Source organism: Longilinea arvoryzae, assembly GCF_001050235.1.
Classification (GTDB): domain Bacteria; phylum Chloroflexota; class Anaerolineae; order Anaerolineales; family Anaerolineaceae; genus Longilinea; species Longilinea arvoryzae.
Window position 1 is genome coordinate 2,939,761 of sequence record NZ_DF967972.1, and the last position, 23,932, is coordinate 2,963,692.

The following is a 23,932-nucleotide window of genomic DNA, read 5'->3' on the forward strand; positions in this document are numbered from 1 at the left end:
CAATCCAATATTCATTACAGAAAGGGGGTGAGTTCGGTGTATTTCTATCCCGCTGAGCGAGGACAGGGGCTGGTCGAATATGCTTTGATTCTTGTTCTTGTTGCTGTTGTCGTGATTGTTATTCTGGCTTTGCTCGGTCCAGCAATCGGAAACATCTTCAGCAATGTCATCAATCTGATCTGAAGCACATCCAACCCAACTGTACGTGTCCTCCAAGGGCCAGATGGTTTTTGCCATCTGGCCAGTTTTTTTATCGATTCAAGAAAATAAGTTGACAAGTGTTTTGGAATAAGGTATACCCTAAAAACCAGGGTGAACCCTAAAAACCAGGGTGAACCCTAAAAACCAGGGTGAACCCTAAAAACCAGGGTAGACCCTGAGCTGCATACCCCGATGGAAATATCTGTCTCAAAGGCAGAGCATATTCAAGTAAGTTAATCCGTGAACCCGGTTTCAGGCTGAAAACGATTCGTTGAATGGATAATCGAGAATTTAAAGCACGCGATTTTTCCAAATTTCATAATTTCCCGGGCACAGCCAACAACGATCTGGATGTCATCCTGCACGGTTTCGAAAAGATTCAGGATGTTCCCACTTTCTTGTTTGGCCTTTTCTTGATGGCGCTCGCATTTGCTTTTTCCAGGTTCAACTGGCAATTCGCCTTGCTCCTGTGGGGATTCTTCCTTTCCGACTGGCTGCTCCTGGAATTATTGCCGCGCTTCGATAAATCCTTCGGTCCGGCCAAACCCCCGGTCTTTCTTTTATCCGTCGGACGAAGCCTGGCTGCCCTGCTGCCCTGGCCCTTCAACCTTGCCTTCCAGGTCCTGGGTACTTTGTTGGTCATTTACGGCTTCTGGATCGAACCTCACCACATCCGGGTGACCCACCAGACCCTGGTTTCAGCGAAACTGAAGCCTGCCTCGAAGTTCAAAGTGCTTCACCTGGGCGACCTGCATATCGAACGCATCACCGGCCGCGAAAAGCAGCTCGCCGCCCTCATCAAAGAACTCGCGCCGGATCTCATCCTGTTTTCCGGCGATTTTCTCAATCTGTCCTACCTCAATGACCCGATATCGCAACGAGATGCCCGTAAGGTCCTGCAGGAGTGGAGCGCTCCGCTGGGCGTGTTCGCCGTATCCGGCAGTCCGGCGGTCGATCTGGATGGTTCGGTCCCCATTTTATTGAAGGACCTCCCCATCCACTGGTTGGACGGGGAGTGTGCAAAACTACCGATCGGCGATGATTCGATCCAGATTGCCGGCCTGACTTGCTCGCACAAGCCCTTTGTGGATTTTCCGGTTCTCCAAAAAATCGTGGCGGTGAATCCACCCGAATTTACGATATTGCTTTATCACAGTCCCGATCTCGCCCCGAACGCAGCCGATCTGGGAATCGATTTACAGCTTTCCGGGCACACGCACGGCGGGCAGGTCCGGATTCCAGGGTTCGGGGCACTGTTTACCGCTTCTCTTTACGGACGCCGTTTCCAATCCGGTCGCTATGCCATCCGGAATCTCGTGCTTTACGTGACACGCGGGATCGGGATGGAAGGCGCCGGCGCCCCTCGGGTGCGCTTCTTATGCCCACCTGAAATTATTCTCTGGGAGATCACAGGGGCCTGACCCTGTCTCATCACAATCGATATGGAGGGTACTTTGACTACATCTTTTGTCGAACCTGTTGTCTCGATTAAATTCGAAATCAGTTCGGCGGCTCTTTCCGAAAAAGAGCTTCATCTCGTTTTCAAGACCTCACCCGATAAACCTGCCCTCGGCGAAGCCGGAGCCAAGGCCGGGGCTACAACCCTGATCGACCCGTCCACGGTCTTGGTCTCACTGGGAAAAGCCGGTAAACTTTCGCCTGAGTCGTTCCGTCAGGCTGGCGGGGGTCTGGCAAAATGGATTGCCCAGAATCAGGTCGTCCGGATCCACCTGGATGTGGCCAGCCTGAACAGCCTGGGCATTGCCGGGGATGTCCCCGCCCTGCTGGAAGGCCTGTTGCTGGGTTCTTTCCGGTTCGATCGCTATAAGAAAGCCGATGAAATTCCGGTCTGCGTGGTCGTTTTGCACAGCCAGCAGGCAGCCGTTCTCGAAAAAATCGTCGAACGCAGCGAGAAGATGTGCGCGGCCGTCAACATGGCCCGCGATTGGGAACATGAACCGGCCAACGTCATCGATCCAATCACCCTGGCCGAACGGGCTCAGGCGCTGGCCAGCCAGTACGGTTTGCGCTGCACGGTGCTGGACGATCAACAGCTCGAATCGATGGGCGCAGGCGCCATCGTGGCCGTCGGACGCGGCAGCGCCACCCCGGCCCGTTTGATCATCCTCGAATACGCGGGCAACAATCCGCCGGCTGGCGCCAAACCCGTCGTCCTGGTCGGTAAAGCGCTGACCTTCGATTCGGGCGGCTATTCGCTCAAGGATCGCGAAAACATTCTGACCATGAAATACGACAAATGCGGCGGTGTGGATGTGATCGCGACGCTGCGCGCGGCAGCCGAACTCAAGATTCAGACCCCAATCGTGGGTGTGATCGGTGCTGCCGAAAACATGGTCTCGGGCGACGCTTATCTCCCGGACGATATCCTGGTTTCGCTATCCGGGAAGACCATCGAGATCATCTCGACGGATGCCGAAGGCCGCCTGGTTCTGGCCGATTCGCTGACCTACGCTCAACAGAAATTCCAACCCCGGGCGATCATCGATCTGGCCACCCTGACCGGAGGCGTGGTCATGTCTCTGGGCCACAACCGCGCCGGTTTGATGGGCAACGACGACCAGCTTGCCCAGCAGCTCTTCAACGCCGGCGAGCAAACTTATGAAAGGCTGTGGCGTTTCCCGTTGGATGATGAATACGCCGACCTGCTCAAGGGCGATGACGCGGATATCAAAAACAGCGGCGGCCGCGAAGCTCACGCCATTCAGGGCGGCATGTTCCTGAAGGAATTCATCGTCGCCGGCAACCCCTGGGCGCACCTGGATATCGCCGGTACGGCCGATACTGCCAAGGAACTGCCCTACTGCCCGAAAGGCGCAACCGGTTTTGGCATTCGCCTGTTGATCCAGTACCTCGAGAACCTGGACTGAGTCGGTTCCAAAAAACAATAAAAACACCCTCCTGATCACAGGAGGGTGTTATTTCATATCTACACGAAATTTATTCCACCAGTTTTGCCTTGACGAATGGCCCAACCTGGTCGATGGCTTCGTTCAGCTTCGAGGCATCCTTGCCGCCAGCCTGAGCCAGCGTTGGGCGGCCGCCGCCACTGCCGCCGATGACCTGCGCCGCGACTTTCACCAGGTCGCCGGCTTTCAAACCGCGCTGGACGAGGTCATCGGTCACTGCGGCGATCAGCACCGGACGATTTTCAGGCGCAGACCCCAGCACCACCACGCCGGAGCTGAATTTCTCGCGGAAGCGGTCGCACATCTGGCGGAGGGTATCGATATCCGCGTTGGCCAGCACCGCTGCCAAAACCGGGATACCCTCGATGTGGGGTACGGATTCGAGCTTGCGTTCGAATTCGAGGGCCACCAGTTCCTGGCGCAGCTTCCCCAGTTGCTTGTGGGCCTTATCCAGGTCGTCGACCAAAACCTGGGCCTTGGCGGGCGCTTCATCGGCCGAGGTGGTCATCAAACCGGCGATTTCCTTCAGCGCCTTGAAACGCCGCTGGACCAGTTCATAAGCCGCCTGTCCGGTGACCGCTTCGATACGCCGCACCCCGGCGGCCGCGCTGCCCTCGCTGGTGATCAGGAAGAGCCCGATATCAGCGGTCTCATGCACGTGCGTACCGCCGCACAATTCATACGAGAAGACGTCCTGATTTCCGATGGAAATCGTGCGCACCGATTCGCCGTACTTCTCACCAAACAGGGCCATGGCGCCTTCCGAGATGGCCTGCTGCAGCGGTTTGACCATCGTCGTCAAACGGTGATTTTCGAGAATCGCGCGGTTGACCAGGGCTTCGATCTGCTCGAGCTGTTCCGGCGTAACCGCTTCGGGATGGGTAAAATCGAAGCGCAGCCGGTCGGGCGCCACCAGCGAGCCCGCCTGGCGGGCATGGTCGCCGAGGATCTTGCGCAGTTCAGCGTGCAGCAGGTGGGTTGCCGTGTGATTGCGCATGATCGCCTTGCGTCGATCCAGGTCGACGCTGGCAATGGCGGCGTCCCCGACCCGTGGAGTGCCCTTCACGACTACGCCGCTGTGCACGACCACACCCGCGGCGGGTTTGCGCATATCATCCACCCGAATTTCCCAGCGCGGTTCTTCGACCGAAACGATCGTCCCGTGATCCGAGACCTGGCCACCGGCTTCGACATAGAAACAGGTCTTCGGCAACAGCACCTCGACGGTATCACCCGGTTGGACCGCATCCACGCTTTCACCATCGTGGAAGAAGGCCGCCACCGGAGCTTCGACCTCGAATCCGCTGTAGGGATCGTATTGCACGCCCTTTTTACTCAGCTTTCCTCCGCCGATGAGCTCTTCTAAAGCGGTGCGGTAGACATCCACATCCTCGCCGCCCATGGATCCGAAGACCTTGCCGGCGCTGGAGGCTAGACGATGTTCGTCCATGGCCCTGCGAAAACCTTCCTCGTCCACATCCATGCCCTGTTCGCGGGCCACATCGCGGGTCAGTTCCAGGGGCAGGCCAAGCGTGGCATACAGATCGAATGCCTTATGGCCGTCCAGCACGGTTTGGCCGGAGGCCGTCATTTCAGCCAGCAGATCGTTCAGGTGGCTCATGCCGGCGTCCACTGTGCGCTGGAAGCGCTGCTCCTCGCGCGTCAAATTGGTGAGGATCGTGGCCCGGTTGCGGCGCAGTTCAGGATAAGCCGCGCCGTAATTCTCGACGACAACATCGGCCACCTTGGCCAGGAAGGGTCCGGTCAGGCCCAATTTGGTGCCAAAGCGCGCGGCGCGCCGGATGATCATACGGCACACATAATTCCGTCCGGTATTGCCCGGCACAACTCCGTCGGCGATTAAAAAGGTCGCGGCGCGGCTGTGATCGGCAACCACGCGGTAAGGGGTTATGTTGGCGTCCCGTTCGGCTTCGGTTTGGCCGGCCAGGGTACGCACGGTTTCCATCAACGGCAGCAGCAGATCGGTCCGGTAGTTCGAGCTGACGCCCTGCATGACCGAAACAATGCGTTCCAGGCCCATACCCGTATCGACATGCGTCGCCGGCAGTGGTTCGAACTGGGTGACCGACAGGCGGTTGTACTGGATGAAAACCAGGTTCCACAATTCCAGGTAACGCGAGCAATCGCCGTTCACCCGGCACACATGCCCCGGAACGCCCTGTTTGTTACAAAATTCGGGCCCGCGATCAATGTGAATTTCACTACACGGGCCGCAGGGGCCGGTCTCGGCCATTTCCCAGAAATTCTCTTTGCGTCCGAAGGGCAGCACGTGAGTCGGGTCGATGCCCGGCTGTTTGCACCAGTTTTCGGCCGCTTCTTCATCGGTGGGCAAATCACCCTTGTCGTCTTGGAAATAGGTCGTCCAGAGTTTGCTTTTATCGAGGCCAAAGACATCCGTGAGCAACTGCCAGGCCCAGGTAATGGCTTCCTTTTTATAATAATCGCCGAACGACCAGTTGCCCAGCATCTCGAAAAAGGTGTGGTGCGTGTCATCCCGACCGACATCATCCAGATCGTTGTGCTTGCCAGCCACACGCATGCACTTCTGTGAATCGACCGCGCGGGTGTACGGCCGGTGGTCTGTTCCCAGGAAGACATCCTTGAATTGAACCATACCGGCGTTGGTGAACAGTAAAGTCTGGTCACCGCCCGGAACCAACGAAGAGGATGGAACCACCGTATGTCCGTGTTCGGTAAAAAAATCGATGAATGCCTGGCGGATTTCCGCACCGGTCATGTTCTTGTCCATTAGCGCCACTCCCTGTACGATATACATCGCCTGATCGAACCCGCTGAAGCAGGCGTAAGTATAAATTATACGCCCGCTAATCTCAGGAATCAATGAACCCGCTCAAAAAACGAATGTCCCCTTTCCGGGGTGGAAAGGGGACATCGAACCTGATCATTCAGGAGGATATCAACGCGATACGGCCAGTTTGATGACCTTGCCGTGTTCATCCAGCGTCACCCGGGCATACTGGGTATGCTCCCGGCGCGCCGCCGGAATGGTTTTGGTGATGGTCACGACATAGTGGTTCAACTCTGGCAGAGCCTTTTTCCGTCCTTTGGCCACGCTACCCGTATTCGCCGCCTGGGGATTCGCTTCGGGTTTCAACAGGCAAACCTGCACCTGCGAATTCTCCAGTCCCGGCAGGTAGGACTCCACGGTTTTCTTCACTGATGTGATCCACTCGGATCGGATCGTCTCAGGTCCATCCGCGGGCATGGATTGATCACTGACCGTCTTGATGGAAATTCCAATTTTCATGCGCAGCGCCTGCTTCGACTGCCGGACAGCCAGTTCTGCGGACGCCAGGGGATCGCCGTAAAGGACGAAGGAAAGCAATGTCTTCTGATCCTCGCCATCCAGGTAACCTTGCCGCCGGTTCATCTCGCGAATCATGTTGATCTTGGCCAGCATTAAAGCCTCACCTGCCGTATAGCCTTCCTTCAACGACTTCCAGAACAACTGGCCGAGCAAATCGGCGCCCACCAGCGGCGTGTTAACCGAGCCATACGAGATGCTGGTCGATCCCACCATCCCGAGCACTCCGATCGAGAGAAATTTGAGGGCAATCGATTGGGCTTCGGTTTTTCCGGCGACATGCCCACCGTAACAGGCTTCGCTGAAAACAACGCTGGGAGCGCGTCCGTTGCGCTGCAAATCAGCGGCCGTCAACGCGACAGGATAATCCGGCCCACTGCCGGCATCGCCGAGATCGCGTTGGCCGTACCATTCGGCAGAGTCAATCACACCATGCAGATTGTAGTAATTCAGGCGCGCGGAGGTGACCTTCTTGGGGTTGATACTGCCGGCAATCTCGGGTGGAGAGATATGTACATCGGTGGCCTGGGCTACCGGGCGGAACACCGCCACGGAGGAGCGCCGCCAGGCAGCCGCCGAATAACCAAATCCGTTGTTTTTGGAGCGCAGGGCGCGCCGGTTGCGCCAGGATTGCCAGGTGCGGTAGAAGATCGATTTCTTCCAGCCCTGGGTGGCTACGGCGCGCTGCTCGTGGAAACGCAGGTTCTGCCGGATCTGCTGCAACAGCAGGCCCGCGTCTGTTCCGCTCTCGCCGGGCAGGCGCCCCACCAGCCATTCGGCAACGAAGTAATTGCCATCCGTCGACGCGTATGGATTGTCCGAAAGCACTTCGCTGTCCTGATCCTCGGTTGGATTGGGCAGCTTATGGAAGGGCACGATCTGCTCGCCGCCGATGATCATCAGCGCGCCAATCCGCTCGCCGCGATGCGCCAGCGCCTTGTCCAAATCGCCCAATGATAATTTGATCTTCCAGGGATCGTTGTTCTCCAGCGCAGTGATTCCGTATCTGGCCGTACAGACCGGGTCGTCTGGCAAGTACGCCAGAGCGCCCCAACCCTGACGCCGGCGGACGACCTCCGCCAGGTGATCCATCTCAGAGATCAACACCTGCGCGGATTGCTGGCCGTATTGGGCGATCAGGCCGGTGCGTGACGACAACACCACATAGACCGGAAAACGCCCGTCCGATTGGCCAATGGCCGGTTTCTTGAGCTTCTTGGCCAGCTTCTCGAACTCACTCTGGATGGCATTCAGATCCTGCCCGTCGCGAACGCCGGCTGTTTTCGTCTCGGGCGGCATTTTTGGCATGGTTTCGCTGACAGCCGCCGGGGTTTCGGACTGAGGCATTTCGACGATTTCCTCAGGCAGTGAAGTCATTGGCGGTTCGACCGTCTGCGTTTTTTCCGGCAGATGATTCATCCCCAGGCGCGAAGCGACATCGGCCGGGATGGGCGAATCGAAGCGAATGGTCAACTCGCCAGGCCACAGCGGCTGGTAGGCATGTTGGTTGCCCATCCAACGCCGGGCAACCAGACCGGCCGAATCGCGCGTGACGCACTCATGCAGCAGCGCGACGGCCGAAGCTTCGTCGCCGCTTTCCATCAACATCTCAGCCGTCACATACTGGAATGCCAGACAATCGGGCCAGCGTTCGTGATACATATCGGCCAACTGGCGCACCGCCAGCCAATCCTGTTGAACCCGGTTGATTTTGAGGTGCAGAAGATCGACCAAAGGCAGCCCGGAATCGACGATCAGCGCCTGGTGGATCAACTCTTCCGCTGCCTGGGTTTCCTGGCGTTCAAGCCTGACCAGACTCTCACGCGCCGGTTTACTCCATTCCGGCAGACGTACATTACGCGGGCTTGGGCCTCCCAGGGCATACACCGCTCCCCACCATTGAGCCATCTGTTCGTCGCTGGCTTCGCCTTTCAGATCGATCAGCGCCTGATAGGCCTCCCGATCCTCGGGGTCGATCTGGATGACTTTCTCCAGGGTCGTCCGCGCCTGCGCAGTTTTTCCGTCCGCCAGCAATGCCAATCCCAGCAAACGGTTGACTTCCAAATCTCCGGGATACGCCACCAGCCAGGTCATCGCGGCCTGACGGGCAAATTTGACCGCGTTGACCTCGATTCCAACTTTCAACAGCCGGACCAGCTCAGATCGCGTCATCAATGAAGGATAGAAATCTTCCTGATACCCTAATGCCATGCCTGAGCCTCCTGAGAGTGTTGGACGAGATTCAATGCAATCACGGCGCCGAGCTGACGGCGGATGTTCAAATCATTGGGCGCCAGTTCTGCTGCCTTACGCAGCATTTTTTCAGCGGAAGAATAATCCTTTGCATCCCGTAAAGCCGCGGCAGCCAGGACGTAGGCCCGCGTGTCGGTCGGGGCCACCCGGATGGCCTGTTGGAAGGCCACAATGGCCTTTTCCTGTTCGCGGCGTTCCTGGTAGACTTTCCCCAGTTCCAGATAACCCTCGACTTCCACCGGACTGAGCTGAACGGCTTCGGTCAGGTGATAGACGGCCTGGTCCAATTGTCCGCCGGCTGCCTTGATTTGTCCCATCAGTAATTGCAGGTTGGCCTGATTGGGTTCGTAGCGCAGCGCGTGTTGCGCGGATTTTTCAGCCCCGGCCGAATCGCCGCATTCGTACTGGACTGTCGCCAGAATGGCCAGAAGCTTGACGCTGTTCGGGAATTTCTTTAGCGCCTCTTTGGCTGCCGGCAGGGCCGCAGCCGAACCATACACTTGGCGAATCAGTTCGAGACGCTCGACCTGGAGGACCAGTTCTTGAGTCAATAGACCCGAAGCCTGTTCCAGCGCCGCCAGGGCTTCCTGCAATTTGCCCCGTTTTTCCAGCAGGTGGACGTTGAAGATCACCACCTCGGGAATGGTACTGCCGTGTTTGAGCGCCTGATCGCTGATCGATTGCGCTTCGGTCAGATTACCCATCTGGATGAGGATTTCCCCCTGCATCAACAGCGCCTGAAGCGCGTCGGGGTCGACTGCGGCTGCGCGCTGGGCGCACTGCAAAGCGCGCTCGAAGTGCCCGGCGCGCAGATGCGCTTCGGCAAGCACCAGCCAGCATTGCGGATTGTTTGCGTCCTGACGGCTGGCGGTTTCGAGCACGTCGATCGCCTTGCCATAATTCCGGGTTTCCAGGAAGACAACCCCCAGATTGAACGTGTATCCGGCCTGCTCGGGCTGCAGAGTGTGCGCCGCCTCCCAATGTTGAATGGCTGCGGCTGGATCGCCCAATGCCTGGCTCAGTCGAGCCAGTTCGGCCTGCCAGATGGGCTCATCCGGCCAGATTTGAATGGCCGATTGCCAGGCTTCCATTTCTTCCGCGGGTTGGTCGTTCTTGGATAACAAAACGGCGCGGAGGGCGTGGAAAAGCGGCTGTCGCGGTTCCAATTCGACTGCCTGTTGCGCGAAGGCCATTGCTTTTTCGGCGTCTTTGGACATCAGATAAACCGCGGCCTGAGCATAAACCTCGGGCTGGTCACCGGCCTGTTCAACCGCCTGGAGGACAGCGGAGGTATTTCCACCCTGGGCGATGCCGATCACCAGAGCCGCCTTGTCGGTTGGCGGGTGCCCTTCGGTCAAAGTATGCTTGAATTGGCCCGCGTTCGATGGGAGAACCAGTTTCCCGATCTGACGCAACTCGGAGATCTTGGGCGACCCGCTGAACTGGCTCGCTGCCAATAAGGCATTTTCGAAAGCTTCGATCTGCCCCGCTTTGACGTTCGGATTATGGGTCGTCGCATGGACGCCATCGCACAAACGGGTGGCCTTGCTGCGTTGGACCAGCAGGCTGGCGAATTGATAATGCCCGACCGCCTCGCGGGCGTAGTTCTCGCGTCCGGTTTCAAGGTAGCGGTTGGCCGCATCCCAGCGATACAGATCCCGGGCGACCTCTCCCAACCAGATCGGTGCGTATTCCAGCAGATCGAGATGATAGACCGTTCGGCTCGAATCCGAAGCGATGGGTTCAGCTTTTTCCAACGAAGTTTTCACCTCGTCGAATAGTTCTCCAGCCGCCGCATATTCACCGTTTCGGGCCAATAAACGGGCCTGAATGGCCTTCATGCGGGGCTGGACTGCGCCTTTTTCAAGGATTGGATTGACAATCCCTGAAACATCGTCCTCGTTTCCATCCTCGAGTAATAATTCGCAGCGCAGCGCCTGAAGAGTCTGCCAGCAGGCTTCAGCATCATCGTGAAGCAGGGTCTCGGTAAAAGCCGGTTTTTCGATGGCGGTCAGCTCAAGGACGTGATCGAATTGGAGTTGAGAATAGGCCAACCCGGCCATCAATAAACGGATCGAAAGATCGTCCGGCAGGATGTCCAGGGCTTTTTCGGCGAAGAAAAGCGCGCCCGAGATATCGCCCTGTTTTTTCAACAAAACCGCTGATCGCGAATAAATCGCGGCCGGGTTGAAAATGGCGTTATCGGCCGTGAACAGGCTGCTGTTCTGGCGTGGCGGCTGCTTTTCCGAAATCGACTTGCTTTCCATCAAACGGGCCGCTTTCTCCAGGCAGGCCAACGCGGCCTGCGTGCGAGTCTGCTGAGCCAATAAATCCGCCTGAAGAACATGCAGGCGGATATTTTGATCATCCACCTTGACTGCCTTTTCGGCGTAGACCATCGCGCCCTGGAAATCGTTATCACGCTGGCTCAAGAAAGCCAGATCGCATAACAGGCCCGCCGATGGCGCATCCGTTGTGGCTTCGATTTTCTTCATGCAGGCCAGCGCGTGCGAATAATCTTCCAATTTCAGGTGAAAACTGGCCGCCTGGCGCAACTCTGTCTCGGAAACGTTCGATAATTGTTCAAGCTCGGCCAGCATTTTTTCGGCAGTCTCAGGTTGGTTCGCCGCCAGCGCGAACTGGGCCCGTTTCAACCACAAGCCGCTCCGTTCCGGCGAAAGCTGAACTGCGGTTTCCAACGCACGCTGAGCTTCATCCAGATTCCCCAGGCGTTCCATGATATTCGAATACCAGACGAGGTTATCCACCTGATCCGGTTCCATTTGCAGAGCCCGGCCGGCAGCGCGCGCAGTCTCCTGAGCCAGGTTCGACTTCAAATAAGTCTCCGCCAGCAGATGCATCACGCCCAGATCTTCCGGATTCTTTTGCAGAACCTCCTGCAGACAGGCCAGCGCGGTATCCAGTTCATTTGCGGCTAATGCGGCCGCGCCAAATCCAGCCTGCACCCGATTATGAAGGCTTTCATCTTTTACTCCACACTCGTCCAGCAATTGTTGGTAAGCATCGAAAGCGGCTTGGGTCTGACCCCGTAAGCGCAGAAGATCTGCCATCCACATCCGGGCGGTAAAATCGGTCGGTGAAATCGCCAGAATCTTTTGCAAAACCTGCGTCAGGCGCTGCAACAGGAGCGGATCGTAATCCGCCGGCATGGCCGCATAGAGCTGCTCTGGAGTTTGCAAATACATCTGCACATAGAATTGCAACCACTCGATTTCCGGCTTTTCAGCCTTGACGGCAATCTCCAGTGATTCCAGCGCCTTCTGGCGGTTTCCAAGATCCTGGAGAGTCAGAGCTTCCAGATAAGCCAGTTGCGCATTCTTGGGCCAGCGCTGGCGGGCTTCCGACAAAATCTTCGCGGCCTCGGCGTGATGCCCCAACTGGCGCAGTGTCTTCGCCAGTTCGGTGGTTACCGAAGGCACCTCCGGGGATAGCCGGGCTGCCTGGCGCAGGTAAGGCAGTGCATCCGTCAGATAGCCCTGATCGAGCAACATACGGGCCAGTTGGAAATGGACTTCCGAGGAATCCGGCACGGCCAGGATTGCAGCCCGCAGAGTGTCCAGGGCGCGCTGGGTATCGCCTTTCTTCTGCTGGGCTTCGGACAGTGCCAACCATGTGCGCGGAGAATCGGCACACAGGAGGGTCGCCCGGCTGAGGTGGCTCACCGCATCGTCCACTTTGCCTTGGCGCAACAACGCCTGCCCCTTGAGCGTGTGCGCGATTCCATGTTCAGGCTGGGCTGCCAGAATTTGATCGCAGGAATTCACCGCCAATTCGGCTTCTCCGGCCTGAATGGCGCAGTTCGCCAGCGCAAGTTGATCTTCGAGGCCGGCGTTTTCAGTATTTTCAAGGATGAACTGGCGCTGCTCCAGGGACTTCGTCCATTGATTCTGGTCTTCCAACCGGTGAGCCAACTCACGCCTGAATTGCATATTCTGGGGTTGAAGCATGACCATTGTTTCCACATCGGCGGTCGCCTGATCATACTCGCCCTGTTTCTCTTCGATCAAGGCTGCGATTTGCAGCAAATCCGGATCGTTGGGGCGCTTCTGCAAGAATGCATCTGCGCACCGGGTAGCTTCCGGGAGCAGATCCAGGCCAACCAGCGTATTGAGCGCTTGAGCCAGGCTTCCATCCAGTTCGAATGTCTGCCATGAAGCATTCTTCCGTTCCGAAAGCCATTCTTCAACCGCCCGGCTGGCCGTCTGGCGCGCCAACTCGGTATTATCTCCGGCCGCCATCTGACGAGCCAGGTACAGCGCAGAAAGAAATTCTGGTTCCCAGCCGGTGGATGGGATTTTCACATCCAACAATCCCGTCTGATGCAAAATAGATGCACCGCGTTCGATCAGCTTTGGATCCTGGCTGATCTTGTAGGCCTTTTCCACTTTAGCGACCGCGACATCGGTCTTTTGGTCTTGAGCGTCCAGGACGGCGTTTTGGATCTGAACCCCTGCCAGGCAATAAGCCAGGAGCGTCTGCGCCTTTTCGAGCATGCCGGCGGCCTGCAGGGATGCTCCGGCGCACTGATAGATCACGGCAGCCTGCTGGTATATCGCGGCCTGGTCAAGGACCGCCTGGTAAGGCGCCTGAGAAGGAATGTATTGTATTTTCAACCCATCGAAAACGGTCTGGTTGTCCGCCAGCAGCATTCTGGCGATTTTTCCGGCCAGAGCCTCCCGCCCTACAGATTGGAGTCTTGCTAGCCAGGCAGACTGGACCGCCAGCGGTGCGTCGATGATCAGGCCGGTCAGCTTCCGAGCCTGTTCATCCTCGCCGGCCGGGTTACTCAAAAGGATATGAAGGCACCAACCCATGCCCACCACCGGGTTCTTATCCAGAAGCGCCTTGAGAATTTCATCCCGATCCGGAATCAGGGTATAGAGGCAGGCCAGCGCGCTTTCCCAAATCCCGGCCATTCGTTCCTGACCGAGGCCGCTCTTGATCAACAGGTCATCCGTCAAACCGGTCCAGGAACGGGTTTTCCGGCGTCGTTCGCGCAATGCCAGTGCCAACAGCCCGGCTTCCTTCAGATCGGCCGGCTCGCGGCCGGTACGCAGCGTTTCTTCGAATACAGCCAGTGCGCGCCGCTGCAGGTTGCCATCCAGCACCGTCAGCGGCTCCCGGCGTAAACTGTCTGCGTTCAGATCGGTCTCGAGTGCAAACAAAGCCAGATTGGCGGGACACCACGGTTCAACGGTTTGTTTTTCCGCCTGACGTTGCGCGTACTGTTCCAAATCCAATTGCGGCAGGATCTTCCACACCAACGGGTCGTGCCGCAGCGCGATCAGCGTTTCGGGAATGCTTTTTGAATCGCAGCTATTTTTGAGCGAAGATAAGACGGCTTTGGTTTGCATGGATGCCCCTTGCAGTAGATTTACGTGTGAACCGATTAATGAAGCTGAACGACCAGGCCGTAAGCCGCTGCCATCATGCAAAAGCTGACCAGGATCAGAAAAACACCCACGCCGGCCGAGGTTTTAACCAGCGAATTCAGGGCTTCGATGAGGGACGAAGCGTTCCCAACCAGGCCGGCAACGTCTTCAGCGATCCCTTTTTGTGCCAAACGAGCGGTTTGATTCGCGATGGTCTTGATTTCTTTGCCTACGACGCGGGAAATCAGGACATAAATGCCAATCGCCAGAACGACGACCGCCAAAGCCAGCAGACAGCCGGCCATGGTCAAAATAAAATCGTTGAATGACATTGAAAAAAACATCCCCGCCTCCTTGAGAAATTCTCTGAGGACGAGGATGCAAGTAGTGTGCCAGGGTGATCGGATCAGTCGCTTGCCGCGGTCTTCGAGACTTCCGAAGGTAGATCGGCCAATTCGATGGTCTCTCCGTCGCAGAACAGCATGGCCCGTTCAATGGCGTTGCTCAACTCGCGAATATTCCCCGGCCAATCGTAGGCTGTCAGGGCCGCCAGCGCCCGGGGAGATATGTTGGTCACATTGCAACCCTGCCGCCCGTTGTACTGGCGAATGAAGAATCCAACCAATTCAGGGATGTCGATTTTTCGTTCGCGTAATGGCGGCACATGAAGATCGACCACCTTGAGTCGGTAGAAAAGGTCTTCGCGGAATTGGCCCTCTTTTATCAAAGTGGCCAATGGTCGGTTGGAAGCGGCCACAATTTGTACATCGATTTTGATCATCGCTGTGCCGCCCACCCGCCGGAAGGCGCGCTCTTCGAGCGCCCGCAGGAGTTTGGCCTGAATGTCCACTGGCATCGAGGCAATTTCATCCAGGAAAAGAACGCCCCCGTCGGCCACTTCCATCAGGCCGGTCTTGCGTTTTTCAGCGCCCGTGAAAGCGCCGGCTTCGAAGCCAAAAAGCTCTGCCTCGAGCATGGTATTCTGAATGGCGGCGCAGTTGATGGCTATGAAAGGTTTACCCGCGCGCGGGCCGTTGGCATGAATGAATTTGGCCAGCACTTCCTTGCCGCTGCCCGTATCGCCGGTGATCAACACGGAAACCGATTTTTCAGCGGCTTTTTGGGCCTGCGTCAATACTTCGTGCATGATCGGGCTCTTTCCGACGATGAATTGATTCTTCTGCTGCTGCGATTTCCGTAAATGAGCCAGTTCGCGGCGCAGAGCCACCACCTCGCCGGCGCGTTCGATCGATTTTTCAAGTTGATTCAATTGGATAGGCTTGGTGAGAAAATCATGAGCACCGTTCTTCATCGCATCGACCGCCATATCGATGTCGCCGTAAGCGGTGATCAGGATGATCGGCGGGCGCAGCGGCATGGCTGCCGTCTCATAAAGCAGATTGGGGCCGTACCCATCCGGTAATTGCACATCCAGTAAAACCACATCCGCATCGCCGCGCTGCAAACTGGCGCGTCCTTCGGCCAGGGTGGCCGCGCCGATGACCGCATACCCTTTTGCAGTCAGAAATAGCCCGATGTTTTCCCGGGCGTTGTCTTCATCATCTATGATCAGAACGGTCATTCCCATGATTAGACATCCTCGCTGGCAGGTAGATTTACAAAAAACATTGTACCACCGGGAAAAGTATTCACCGTAATGCTGCCGCGATGTGCTGTAACGATGCGTTTGGTAATGGCCAGGCCCAGGCCGGTGCCCTGGGATTTGGTGGTTACAAAAGGCTCGAAGATGTGCTCACGCACGTGTTCGGGGATTCCAGGTCCGTCATCCGAAACTGTGACCTGGATTTGCGGGCGGTTCCCGACGGCCGTGCCCTGTGAAACCTTGACGGCGATGGTCCCATTTCCGCGTGTTCCCAGCACGTCCACCGCGTTGCTGATCAGGTTTGTAAAGACCTGTTCGAGCATGCGCGCGTCACCGTAGACTTCCGGGTGCTCGAGATCGGTTTGATAGAAGGCTTTGACGTTCACGCGGGTCATGCGCGGCCGCCAACGATCCAGAATCCGTTGGAGCAAGAAACCGACGTCCATCATCTCGAACTTTGGCTCAATCGTGCGCGAGAAGGTCAACACGGATTCCATGAGGTGATTTAACCGCTGGCAGTCGTTTTCCATGCGGTTCATCACCTCCAGGTTCGGATCGTCCGCCGAAAGCCGGCTGGTGATCAACTGGATGCCCGTCGAAATGTTGTTGATCGGGTTGCGCACTTCATGCGCAAAGATGGCCGTGAATTCGCCCAGCAGAGCGCGATGCTCCAACTGCTGGCTGTGCAGGCGGATCTCTTCATGCTCGCTGACGTCGTTGATGATGATGGCGATCGCCAGCGGGCGTTCATCCCGCACGATTGGCAGGACCTGGATATGGGCCGGGAAGGATTGGCCATTTCGGCGGTTCAATGAAACGCCGCTGATATTATGCGTGGGTTGTCCCTGGCGGGCATTTTGCAGGGCGGGGATGATTCTTTCCGAACCGATCAACACATTCTCGACCGGCTGCCCCCTGACTTCCCAATCCCCATACCCCAGCAGCCACTCGGCGGCCGGATTGATGTCACTCACGATCATCTCAGGGGTTACCAACACAATTCCTTCCTGGACGGATTCAACGATAGAGGATTGAATCGATAATCCCTGTTCGAGCGCCAGGTTCTTTTGACGCAGCTCCTCGACCAATAGAAAATAATTATGCGCGGAGGTTAAGAATGCGGCAAACAACCGAAGAATTTGGGGCAGCCGCTGCATCGCCTGTTTCGAGCGATCACCGACAACAATCAATCCCACCTGCGCCCTGGCGTTACCCAAAGGACAGGTTCCCAGATAAGAAAGATTTTGCATCCGGGCCGAGATATGCAATTCGGTCTGGACGCGTTTCCCCTGAATCCAGACCTGGGCATCGCCCAGGCGAATGAGGTCGGAGGATGGAATCCGGTCCGGTAATGTGACGCCGTTTTCAATCGTCGAGATTTTTCTTAATTCTGGCACATTGCAATCGGCATGATAGATAGAGACAACCTCAGCCGCCAAAAGCGTCTTCAGCGTGCCGGTTGTCCAGTTTACAGCTTCTTCGAAATTATCCATCTCATTGAGAGATGCAATTTCTGTAATCGCCTTCAACCACAGGGCCTGGTTGCGGATATCGGTCTGATAATAGTCCTCGAGTGGTATCAGTTCCAGAATGGCCAGTTGATTGGAGCCCTCGATAGGTTGGATTTGCCCCATGACGGTTTGCGGCGGTCGGCTGTTGCGCATTATGGTAACTTCCACCGAGTTTCTCGCTTGCAGTTTTCCCAGACCATCGTCGGGCAGAATGGCATCCACGGACCGTCCAGACACATCCATCAAAGGGAAAGCCGATATTTTCATGAACGCGCTGTTTGCGGCCAGGATCAGGCGCGAATCGACATCCACAACGAGCGTCGGCACATCGAGATGGTTCAATAACCCCCAGAATAAGTTTTGCGCTTCAGCTTCCAGTTGCTTGGCCGGCCAGGATACTTTGCGTGGATTCAGGGGGAGAGTCGGTGTCATAAGATTAAGGTCGGATTAGTTTGCGTGACGTAAATGCGCAGGCAGGATGCCTTCCATGGCGCGGTATTTGGCGACCGTGCGCCGCGCAACATTAAACCCGCGTTCGGCCAGCAGCTCTGCCAGCTCCGAATCGCTGAGTGGGCGGGTTTCCTGATCGATAAAATCGCGCAGGATCGTGCGGACATTCAGACTGCGGTCGAAGAAGGAAGAGAGCGGAATGATGCGCCGGTTGGGAAGTTGAACGCATTTACCCGAAACCGCGCGGGAAATGGTGGATTCGTGAACTTCCAATTCCTCCGACAATCTGGCCCGCGTGAAGGGCTTGAGAAATTTCTCTCCCATTAGAATGTAGTCCCGCTGCAGCATGACCAGGCGATACATCATGCGTTGCATGGTGTGGTTGCGCTGCTGCAGGCATTTTACGAACAGCGACGCCCGTTCCAGATCGCTGCGCATGTTGTCCCGTGTGTCCGCGTCCGTCTGTTGTAAGGCTTGCTTGAACATCGGGCTGACCCGCAGCACGCCCGAAAGCGGCATGATGATTTCCACTACCAGTGCTTTATGCACATCCCCGTTCAAATGGCTGATGATGATATCCGGTTGGTGGTAAACCTGCTCGGTGGATTCCGAAGGCAGGCGCACATCTCCCCAGTGAGATCGCGCCGGGAATGGATTCAAGTTCTCAGCGATGAAATGGGCCGCCTGCTGCACCCGGGTCAGGCTGGCGCCGAGTTGTCTGGCCAGTTCATTCAATTGGTGCCGGCTGAGGAGATCCATCCCTTCCGAGACGATTTTCCAGGCCAACTCTGGTACATTTTGCTGTTCCTGTAACACATCGAGTTGAACCAGCAACGCTTCGGTCGGATTTCTCGAGCCGACGCCGACCGGATCCGCGCGCTGGATCATGCTCTTTACCGCTTCCACCTGCTGCAGGCTGACATGCAGGTAGTGGGAAATTTCAACCAGACTGATCGTCAGGAACCCATCTTCATTCAGGTGAGTCAGCAAATAAGCCGCGATGCTGCGTTGTGAAGAGTCGAGATCGGCCGCGATTTGCTTCAACACATAGGTGGGCAGATCATCCGTCATGGGCGAAACGGGCTCATCCGGATAATCTTCCGGACTGCGATCGGAATGGGAATAGAAATCATCGCGCGGCGATATGAAGACAACGGGCTCTTCGATCGAGTCCACCGTCGGCCGGCTGCAAATCGGGCAGATGCCACCACTTTCCAGCGGTCGGCGGCAGACCGGGCAGCGCCGCTCTTCCACCAGTTCCAAAGCTGGATTGGCGGCAAGCTCAGACTCGATTTGCTGTTGTAATTCTTCGCCAGTCAGGCTCAACAGTGCCATCGTCTGTGCCAGATGTGCTGTGGTTGCAGGTCGTATGGTGTGAAACTGACCTTGAAACATATTGACCCCTTATCGTAAGAGTATAGCCGGTAAGCGGTATAGGTGCAAGTTCCATGCCAGAGGAATTTTCATACAAAATGGTAGAATTAGACATTCTATCGTTAGGATACTGCATGAGCGATCTGATCATCGTTGGCGGCGGCCTGGCCGGTTGTGAAGCGGCCTGGCAGGCGGCTCAACGTGGAATTAAAGTATTTTTATATGAAATGCGCCCAAATGTCATGACCGGCGCGCATCGAACGGCGCAGCTTGCCGAGCTGGTGTGTTCGAATTCGCTGGGCTCGAGTCTCTTGGACCGTCCTTCCGGCCTGTTGAAGGAAGAACTCCGGCGGATGGGCTCGCTGCTGGTGGATTGCGCCGATCGGGCAGCTCTCCCGGCCGGCGGCGCGCTGGCGGTCGATCGCGAGGTTTTTGCGTCCCTGGTCACCCGGGCTATCGAAAGCCACCCCAACATCCGGATCATCCGCGAAGAAATCACATCCATTCCAAACCAGCCGGCCATCATTGCCTCCGGGCCGCTTACCTCCGCGAATTTGATTACGAGCATTCAACAATTGACGGGCGAAGACCACCTGTTCTTCTTCGACGCCATTGCTCCGGTCGTCCAGGCGGAGTCGGTCGATATGCAAATTGCCTACCGGGGTTCGCGCTACAAGGTCGGCAGCGCTGAAGCCGGCGATTATATCAATTGCCCGATGAGCGAGGATGAATACCACGCCTTTGTCGACCAACTCCTCGCGGCCGATCGCATCCAACTTCGCGATTTCGAAGGGGAAATTCGAGAGGGCGTCCGCGCCGGCGAAAACCATTTCTTCGAAGGCTGTCTACCGGTCGAGATTCTGGCCGAACGCGGTCGGGATACCCTGGCTTTTGGTCCCATGCGCCCCATCGGCCTGCGCGGGCCAGGCCGAGGCGCTCGAAAAACCTTTGCCGTGCTGCAATTGCGTCAAGACGATCTGGCTGGCAGCCTGTTCAATCTGGTCGGCTGTCAGACGAACCTGACATTTGCGGAGCAGAGCCGGGTTTTTCGCCTGATTCCAGGTCTGCAAAACGCCGAATTCGCCCGTTATGGACAGATGCACCGGAATACGTTTATCGCGTCGCCGCGCCTGCTGTCAGCCACGCTCCAAACCCGCGAATATCCCGACCTGTTCTTCGCCGGGCAAATCACCGGCGTGGAGGGATATATGGGCAACATTGCCACCGGCCTTCTGGCAGGCGTAAATGCGGCCCGGGTATTGCGCGGCATTCCCCCGCTGACCTTGCCCCCGGCCACCATGCTCGGCGCATTGTGCAATTACATTTCCCATGCGAATCCAGCCGACTTTCAACCCATGAAAGCCAATTTTGGAATTCTCCCGCCGATTGCGCACCCCAAGATCAGCCGCCGCGAACGCGCCATTCAATGCGTCGAACGCGCTTTGCTGTCCCTCGATCCCATCCTGTCCCAATTCCAAATTAATTCCTGAGAGGAATACCCATGCTTCGAAATCGTTGGGTTCGCACTGTGCTCGTTATTTTGCTCGTGGTTTTGGTCGCTACCGGATATATCCTTTACAGGGCTGACGGGAAAAAGCATTTCGATGCGGAACGCGCCTACCAGGACATTCTGACCCAGATGGCGTTCGGCCCGCGCACACCCGGCTCGGATGCCCACACCCAGGCGGTCGATTGGATGGTCGGCGAACTCAAGAAGGCAGGTTGGGGGGTCGAAGTCCAGGAACTGGAGTATCAGGGCCAGCCGGTCCGCAATGTCATTGCCAAAAGAGGCAGTGGAACTCCCTGGATCATCCTCGGCGCGCATTACGATTCACGCATTATGGCCGACCAAGACCACGATCCAATTTTGAGCCAGAAACCCGTGCCCGGCGCGGATGATGGCGCTTCAGGCGTGGCGGTATTAATGGAACTGGCCCGCGCGCTACCCGAAAACGCCTCCAGAGCCAGCCAGATCTGGCTGGTGTTCTTCGACAGCGAAGACCAGGGTGATCTTCCGGGGTGGGATTGGATCTATGGATCGCGCGCCTTTGTCGATCATTTGAACGGGCAGCCGGATGGGATGGTTTTGTTGGATATGATCGGCGACGCCGATCTGAATATCTATCAGGAGAAAAATTCGGATGCCGAATTGACCCACCAAATCTGGGAAACCGCCGCCGATTTGGGCTATTCGAAGCAGTTCATATCAACCCAGAAATTCAGGATGTTGGACGATCACATTCCATTCATTGAAAAAGGCATCCCGGCCGTCGACCTCATCGACTTCGATTATCCGTACTGGCATACCAGCCAGGATACGGCCGACAAGGTTTCGGCCGACAGTCTGGAGATCGTCGGGCAGACGCTGTTGGTCTGGTTAACAACCCCGTAAGGTGTTGGCAAAAACCGGTTCATGGCGTACACTTAAGGTCTATGACGAATGAGCTGGTACTCCTCCAAACCATTCGCCCTATTTGGACTCATCGAGTTTTGCAAAGCCTGGCGCGAGGCGCTGGTTTGCGAGAGGGCCTGCGCAACCAGCTAGACCAGTTCTTCAACCTGCTCGAAGAAGCTGTTGAGACTGGAGACCCGGCATGGCTCGATTCGGTTATCGAAATTTGGGCTACTTCCCTTACACAGACCGACCTTGAAGGGGGGACCTCCAATCTCACCCGTCTCATGGGTGAATTGATGGTTCATACCCACGAAGTCTGCCGGGAAACATTGGATGAAGCGCAGGGACAAACGCTCATGGGCGCTTTGTTACCCTGTTTTAGTCATGCTTTTGAAAAAGCTGCGCAAGCAGAAAACCAGGTCAAAATGGCCTTTCTTTCCAATGAATTGGCCGACGTGCGCCAATCCCTGGAAAAGTTGGACCGTAGTAAAAGCGATTTTATTTCCGTAGCCGCCCATGAATTACGGACTCCTTTGACGCTTATCGAAGGATACGCGGCCATGCTCGAAGAATCTCTGGAACAGGAAGCGGCGAAGGGAACTGAAGCTCAGTTGATCCGGGGAATTCATCACGGGACGCGCCGGCTGCATTCCATCATCGATGACATGATCGACGTTTCATTGATCGACAACAACATGTTGACGCTCAATCACCAACCCGTGTGGGTCAACCGTTTGCTGGCGGTCCTGTCGGAAGAAGTCCGAAGCACGCTCTCCGATCGGAATCTGAGTTTGAACCTCGCCGATTTCGAGGGCAGTAACGAGATGATCTTTGGCGACCCCGAACGGTTGCTTCAGTTGCTACGGAATGTGCTCACGAATGCGATAAAATTTACCCCGGATGGCGGTCAAATTTGGATCGACGGCCGGAAATTACCCGGCTTTTTAGAAATAACGATTCACGACAGCGGTATCGGAATCGATCAGGAAGATCAGTCGACGATCTTCGATAAATTTAGCCGGCTTGGAGATCCTTCCCTGCACTCCAGCGGGAAGACCAAATTTAAAGGTGGCGGACCAGGCCTGGGATTGCATATTGCCAAAGGAATTGTGGAGGCCCATAACGGGGCAATCTGGGTTGACTCACCGGGATATGATGAAAAGAAATTTCCCGGTTCGACATTCCACATTTTGCTCCCCATCCAGCAAGAACCGCCGGATGAAAAGATGGCGCGTATATTTTCTTCCCTCCATACCACATCCTCAAGCGAGAGAAAAACTCAACCCTATGAAACCTTCTGAACCAACCTTTCAACCTGCCGATCGAATTGCGTCCTTCAAACCCTACTTCTTTGCCGCCCTCACCCAGAAAATCAACACGCTCAAGGCAAAAAACGTCGACGTCATCCGGATTGACATGGGATCGCCAGATCTTCCCCCGGCCGAGTTCATCGTCGATGCGCTTGAAAAATCCGCCCGCCGCAAGGATACGCACGGTTATTCGCCCAATGGCGGCACGCCGGCTTTCCGGCAGGCCATCGCCGATTACTACCTCAATCGGTTCGATGTATCCCTGGATCCAAAGACCGAAACGCTGGCGTTGCTGGGTTCCAAGGAAGGCCTCTTTAACCTGAGCCAGGTCATCCTCAATCCGGGAGACATTTCCATAGTCCCGGATCCCGGTTATCCGGTTTACAGCGCCTCGGGCCTCATCGCCGGCGGCGAAATCCATTACGTTCCGCTGCTCAAGGAAAACGGCTTCCTGCCTGACCTCGACAGTATCCCGGCCGATATTTTGGATCGGGCCAAGATTCTCTGGCTGAATTACCCCAACAATCCAACCGGCGCAATTGCACCATTTGCTTTTCTGGAAAAGGCCATCCATTTTGGCCACCAGCATCACATCTTGATCGCACATGATGCGCCGTATGCCGATGTGTGCTTCGATGGTTACCGCGCTCCCAGCATCCTGCAGGTCCCCGGCGCCAGGGAAGTGTGCATCGAATTCAATTCGCTGTCGAAAGCCTATAACATGGCCGGCTGGCGATTGGGCATGGCGGTGGGCAATCCTCAGGTGTTGGGCTATCTTTCGACCTATAAAAGCCAGGTCGACACCTCTGTCTTCCAACCCATCATGGACGCCGGCATTGCTGCGTTGACCGGCGACCAGGGCTGGTTGGAGGGCCGCAATCAGATTTATCAAAAACGGCGCGATATCGTCGTCGCCGGATTGAAAGAGGCTGGCTTTGCCGTCGATGTGCCGCCAGCCGCGATTTACGTCTGGGCGCATTTGCCAGAAGGTTATCCAGATTCGATGGCCTATTGTGACCGGCTTTTGAATGAAACCGGCGTCAGCATGACCCCCGGTCGTGTTTACGGCAATTTTGGGGAAGGGTATATCCGGATTTCCCTGGGAACCGCGACCGAGCGCATTCAGCAAGCCATGGATCGATTGGTCGATTGGATGCATCAATAGGAAG

Annotated in this window: 14 protein-coding genes; 7 read left to right on the plus strand and 7 right to left on the minus strand. The window is 56.5% G+C overall.

Going from position 1 to position 23,932, the window contains the following annotated elements:
- Positions 1 to 36: 36 nt before the first annotated feature.
- From LARV_RS20715 to LARV_RS13070, 3 genes are all read left to right on the plus strand, one after another.
- Positions 37 to 183 carry a Flp family type IVb pilin gene (locus LARV_RS20715; RefSeq protein ID WP_075074050.1) on the plus strand — a complete coding sequence of 49 codons (147 nt, stop codon included), beginning with the start codon at positions 37 to 39 and terminating at the stop codon, positions 181 to 183.
- A 293-nt stretch (positions 184 to 476) separates the two neighbouring features.
- Entirely contained in the window at positions 477 to 1,622 is a 1,146-nt protein-coding gene (locus LARV_RS13065) for a metallophosphoesterase (protein WP_075074051.1), read from the plus strand.
- Positions 1,623 to 1,655: 33 nt separating this feature from the next.
- Positions 1,656 to 3,089: a leucyl aminopeptidase family protein gene (locus tag LARV_RS13070; RefSeq protein WP_075074052.1), complete on the plus strand. Its 1,434-nt coding sequence runs from the start codon at positions 1,656 to 1,658 to the stop codon at positions 3,087 to 3,089.
- A 70-nt stretch (positions 3,090 to 3,159) separates the two neighbouring features.
- On the opposite strand, the gene alaS is transcribed toward LARV_RS13070, so the two are convergent.
- The 7 genes from alaS to LARV_RS13105 all read right to left on the minus strand — a co-directional run bounded on the left by alaS (position 3,160) and on the right by LARV_RS13105 (position 19,079).
- Positions 3,160 to 5,898 carry an alanine--tRNA ligase gene (alaS, locus tag LARV_RS13075; protein WP_075074053.1) on the minus strand — a complete coding sequence of 913 codons (2,739 nt, stop codon included), beginning with the start codon at positions 5,896 to 5,898 and terminating at the stop codon, positions 3,160 to 3,162.
- A gap of 168 nt (positions 5,899 to 6,066) precedes the next feature.
- The gene (locus tag LARV_RS13080; RefSeq protein ID WP_075074054.1) at positions 6,067 to 8,685 is read right to left on the minus strand and encodes a C25 family cysteine peptidase; all 2,619 of its coding nucleotides are present in this window, start codon (positions 8,683 to 8,685) and stop codon (positions 6,067 to 6,069) included.
- Positions 8,676 to 14,102: a tetratricopeptide repeat protein gene (locus tag LARV_RS13085; protein WP_075074055.1), complete on the minus strand. Its 5,427-nt coding sequence runs from the start codon at positions 14,100 to 14,102 to the stop codon at positions 8,676 to 8,678. The genes LARV_RS13080 and LARV_RS13085 overlap by 10 nt, the downstream gene beginning before the upstream one ends.
- 35 nt (positions 14,103 to 14,137) lie before the next feature.
- Complete coding sequence (locus LARV_RS13090; protein ID WP_075074056.1) at positions 14,138 to 14,464, minus strand: hypothetical protein; 327 nt, start codon at positions 14,462 to 14,464, stop codon at positions 14,138 to 14,140.
- A gap of 62 nt (positions 14,465 to 14,526) precedes the next feature.
- Positions 14,527 to 15,708 (minus strand): sigma-54-dependent transcriptional regulator, encoded by a 1,182-nt coding sequence (locus LARV_RS13095; protein ID WP_075074057.1) that lies wholly within the window; start codon positions 15,706 to 15,708, stop codon positions 14,527 to 14,529.
- A gap of 2 nt (positions 15,709 to 15,710) precedes the next feature.
- Positions 15,711 to 17,666: a two-component system sensor histidine kinase NtrB gene (locus LARV_RS13100; protein WP_075074058.1), complete on the minus strand. Its 1,956-nt coding sequence runs from the start codon at positions 17,664 to 17,666 to the stop codon at positions 15,711 to 15,713.
- A gap of 15 nt (positions 17,667 to 17,681) precedes the next feature.
- Positions 17,682 to 19,079, minus strand: a complete 1,398-nt coding sequence (locus LARV_RS13105; protein ID WP_083522552.1) for an RNA polymerase factor sigma-54 — start codon at positions 19,077 to 19,079, stop codon at positions 17,682 to 17,684.
- A gap of 113 nt (positions 19,080 to 19,192) precedes the next feature.
- Here LARV_RS13105 and trmFO point away from each other — a divergent pair, with 113 nt between their 5' ends.
- From trmFO to LARV_RS13125, 4 genes are read left to right on the plus strand one after another with little or no spacing between them, the layout of a single operon-like run.
- A complete protein-coding gene (gene trmFO / locus LARV_RS13110; RefSeq protein WP_075074060.1) occupies positions 19,193 to 20,548 on the plus strand; it encodes a methylenetetrahydrofolate--tRNA-(uracil(54)-C(5))-methyltransferase (FADH(2)-oxidizing) TrmFO in 1,356 nt (451 codons plus the stop codon).
- Positions 20,549 to 20,559: 11 nt separating this feature from the next.
- Positions 20,560 to 21,450: a M28 family peptidase gene (locus LARV_RS13115; RefSeq protein ID WP_075074061.1), complete on the plus strand. Its 891-nt coding sequence runs from the start codon at positions 20,560 to 20,562 to the stop codon at positions 21,448 to 21,450.
- A 41-nt stretch (positions 21,451 to 21,491) separates the two neighbouring features.
- Complete coding sequence (locus LARV_RS13120; RefSeq protein ID WP_083522553.1) at positions 21,492 to 22,754, plus strand: sensor histidine kinase; 1,263 nt, start codon at positions 21,492 to 21,494, stop codon at positions 22,752 to 22,754.
- Positions 22,741 to 23,928: an aminotransferase class I/II-fold pyridoxal phosphate-dependent enzyme gene (locus LARV_RS13125; protein ID WP_075074063.1), complete on the plus strand. Its 1,188-nt coding sequence runs from the start codon at positions 22,741 to 22,743 to the stop codon at positions 23,926 to 23,928. The genes LARV_RS13120 and LARV_RS13125 overlap by 14 nt, the downstream gene beginning before the upstream one ends.
- Positions 23,929 to 23,932 lie beyond the last annotated feature (4 nt).

Excerpts from the sequence above, each read along its gene's own strand:
- LARV_RS13065 (WP_075074051.1), top strand. The coding sequence starts at position 477 with ATGGATAATCGAGAATTTAAAGCACGCGATTTTTCCAAATTTCATAAT.
- LARV_RS13080 (WP_075074054.1), bottom strand. The coding sequence starts at position 8,685 with ATGGCATTAGGGTATCAGGAAGATTTCTATCCTTCATTGATGACGCGA.
- LARV_RS13115 (WP_075074061.1), top strand. The coding sequence starts at position 20,560 with ATGCTTCGAAATCGTTGGGTTCGCACTGTGCTCGTTATTTTGCTCGTG.
- LARV_RS13085 (WP_075074055.1), bottom strand. The coding sequence starts at position 14,102 with ATGCAAACCAAAGCCGTCTTATCTTCGCTCAAAAATAGCTGCGATTCA.
- LARV_RS13090 (WP_075074056.1), bottom strand. The coding sequence starts at position 14,464 with ATGTTTTTTTCAATGTCATTCAACGATTTTATTTTGACCATGGCCGGC.
- LARV_RS13120 (WP_083522553.1), top strand. The coding sequence starts at position 21,492 with ATGACGAATGAGCTGGTACTCCTCCAAACCATTCGCCCTATTTGGACT.
- alaS (WP_075074053.1), bottom strand. The coding sequence starts at position 5,898 with ATGGACAAGAACATGACCGGTGCGGAAATCCGCCAGGCATTCATCGAT.
- LARV_RS13125 (WP_075074063.1), top strand. The coding sequence starts at position 22,741 with ATGAAACCTTCTGAACCAACCTTTCAACCTGCCGATCGAATTGCGTCC.
- LARV_RS13105 (WP_083522552.1), bottom strand. The coding sequence starts at position 19,079 with ATGTTTCAAGGTCAGTTTCACACCATACGACCTGCAACCACAGCACAT.
- trmFO (WP_075074060.1), top strand. The coding sequence starts at position 19,193 with ATGAGCGATCTGATCATCGTTGGCGGCGGCCTGGCCGGTTGTGAAGCG.
- LARV_RS13100 (WP_075074058.1), bottom strand. The coding sequence starts at position 17,666 with ATGACACCGACTCTCCCCCTGAATCCACGCAAAGTATCCTGGCCGGCC.
- LARV_RS13095 (WP_075074057.1), bottom strand. The coding sequence starts at position 15,708 with ATGGGAATGACCGTTCTGATCATAGATGATGAAGACAACGCCCGGGAA.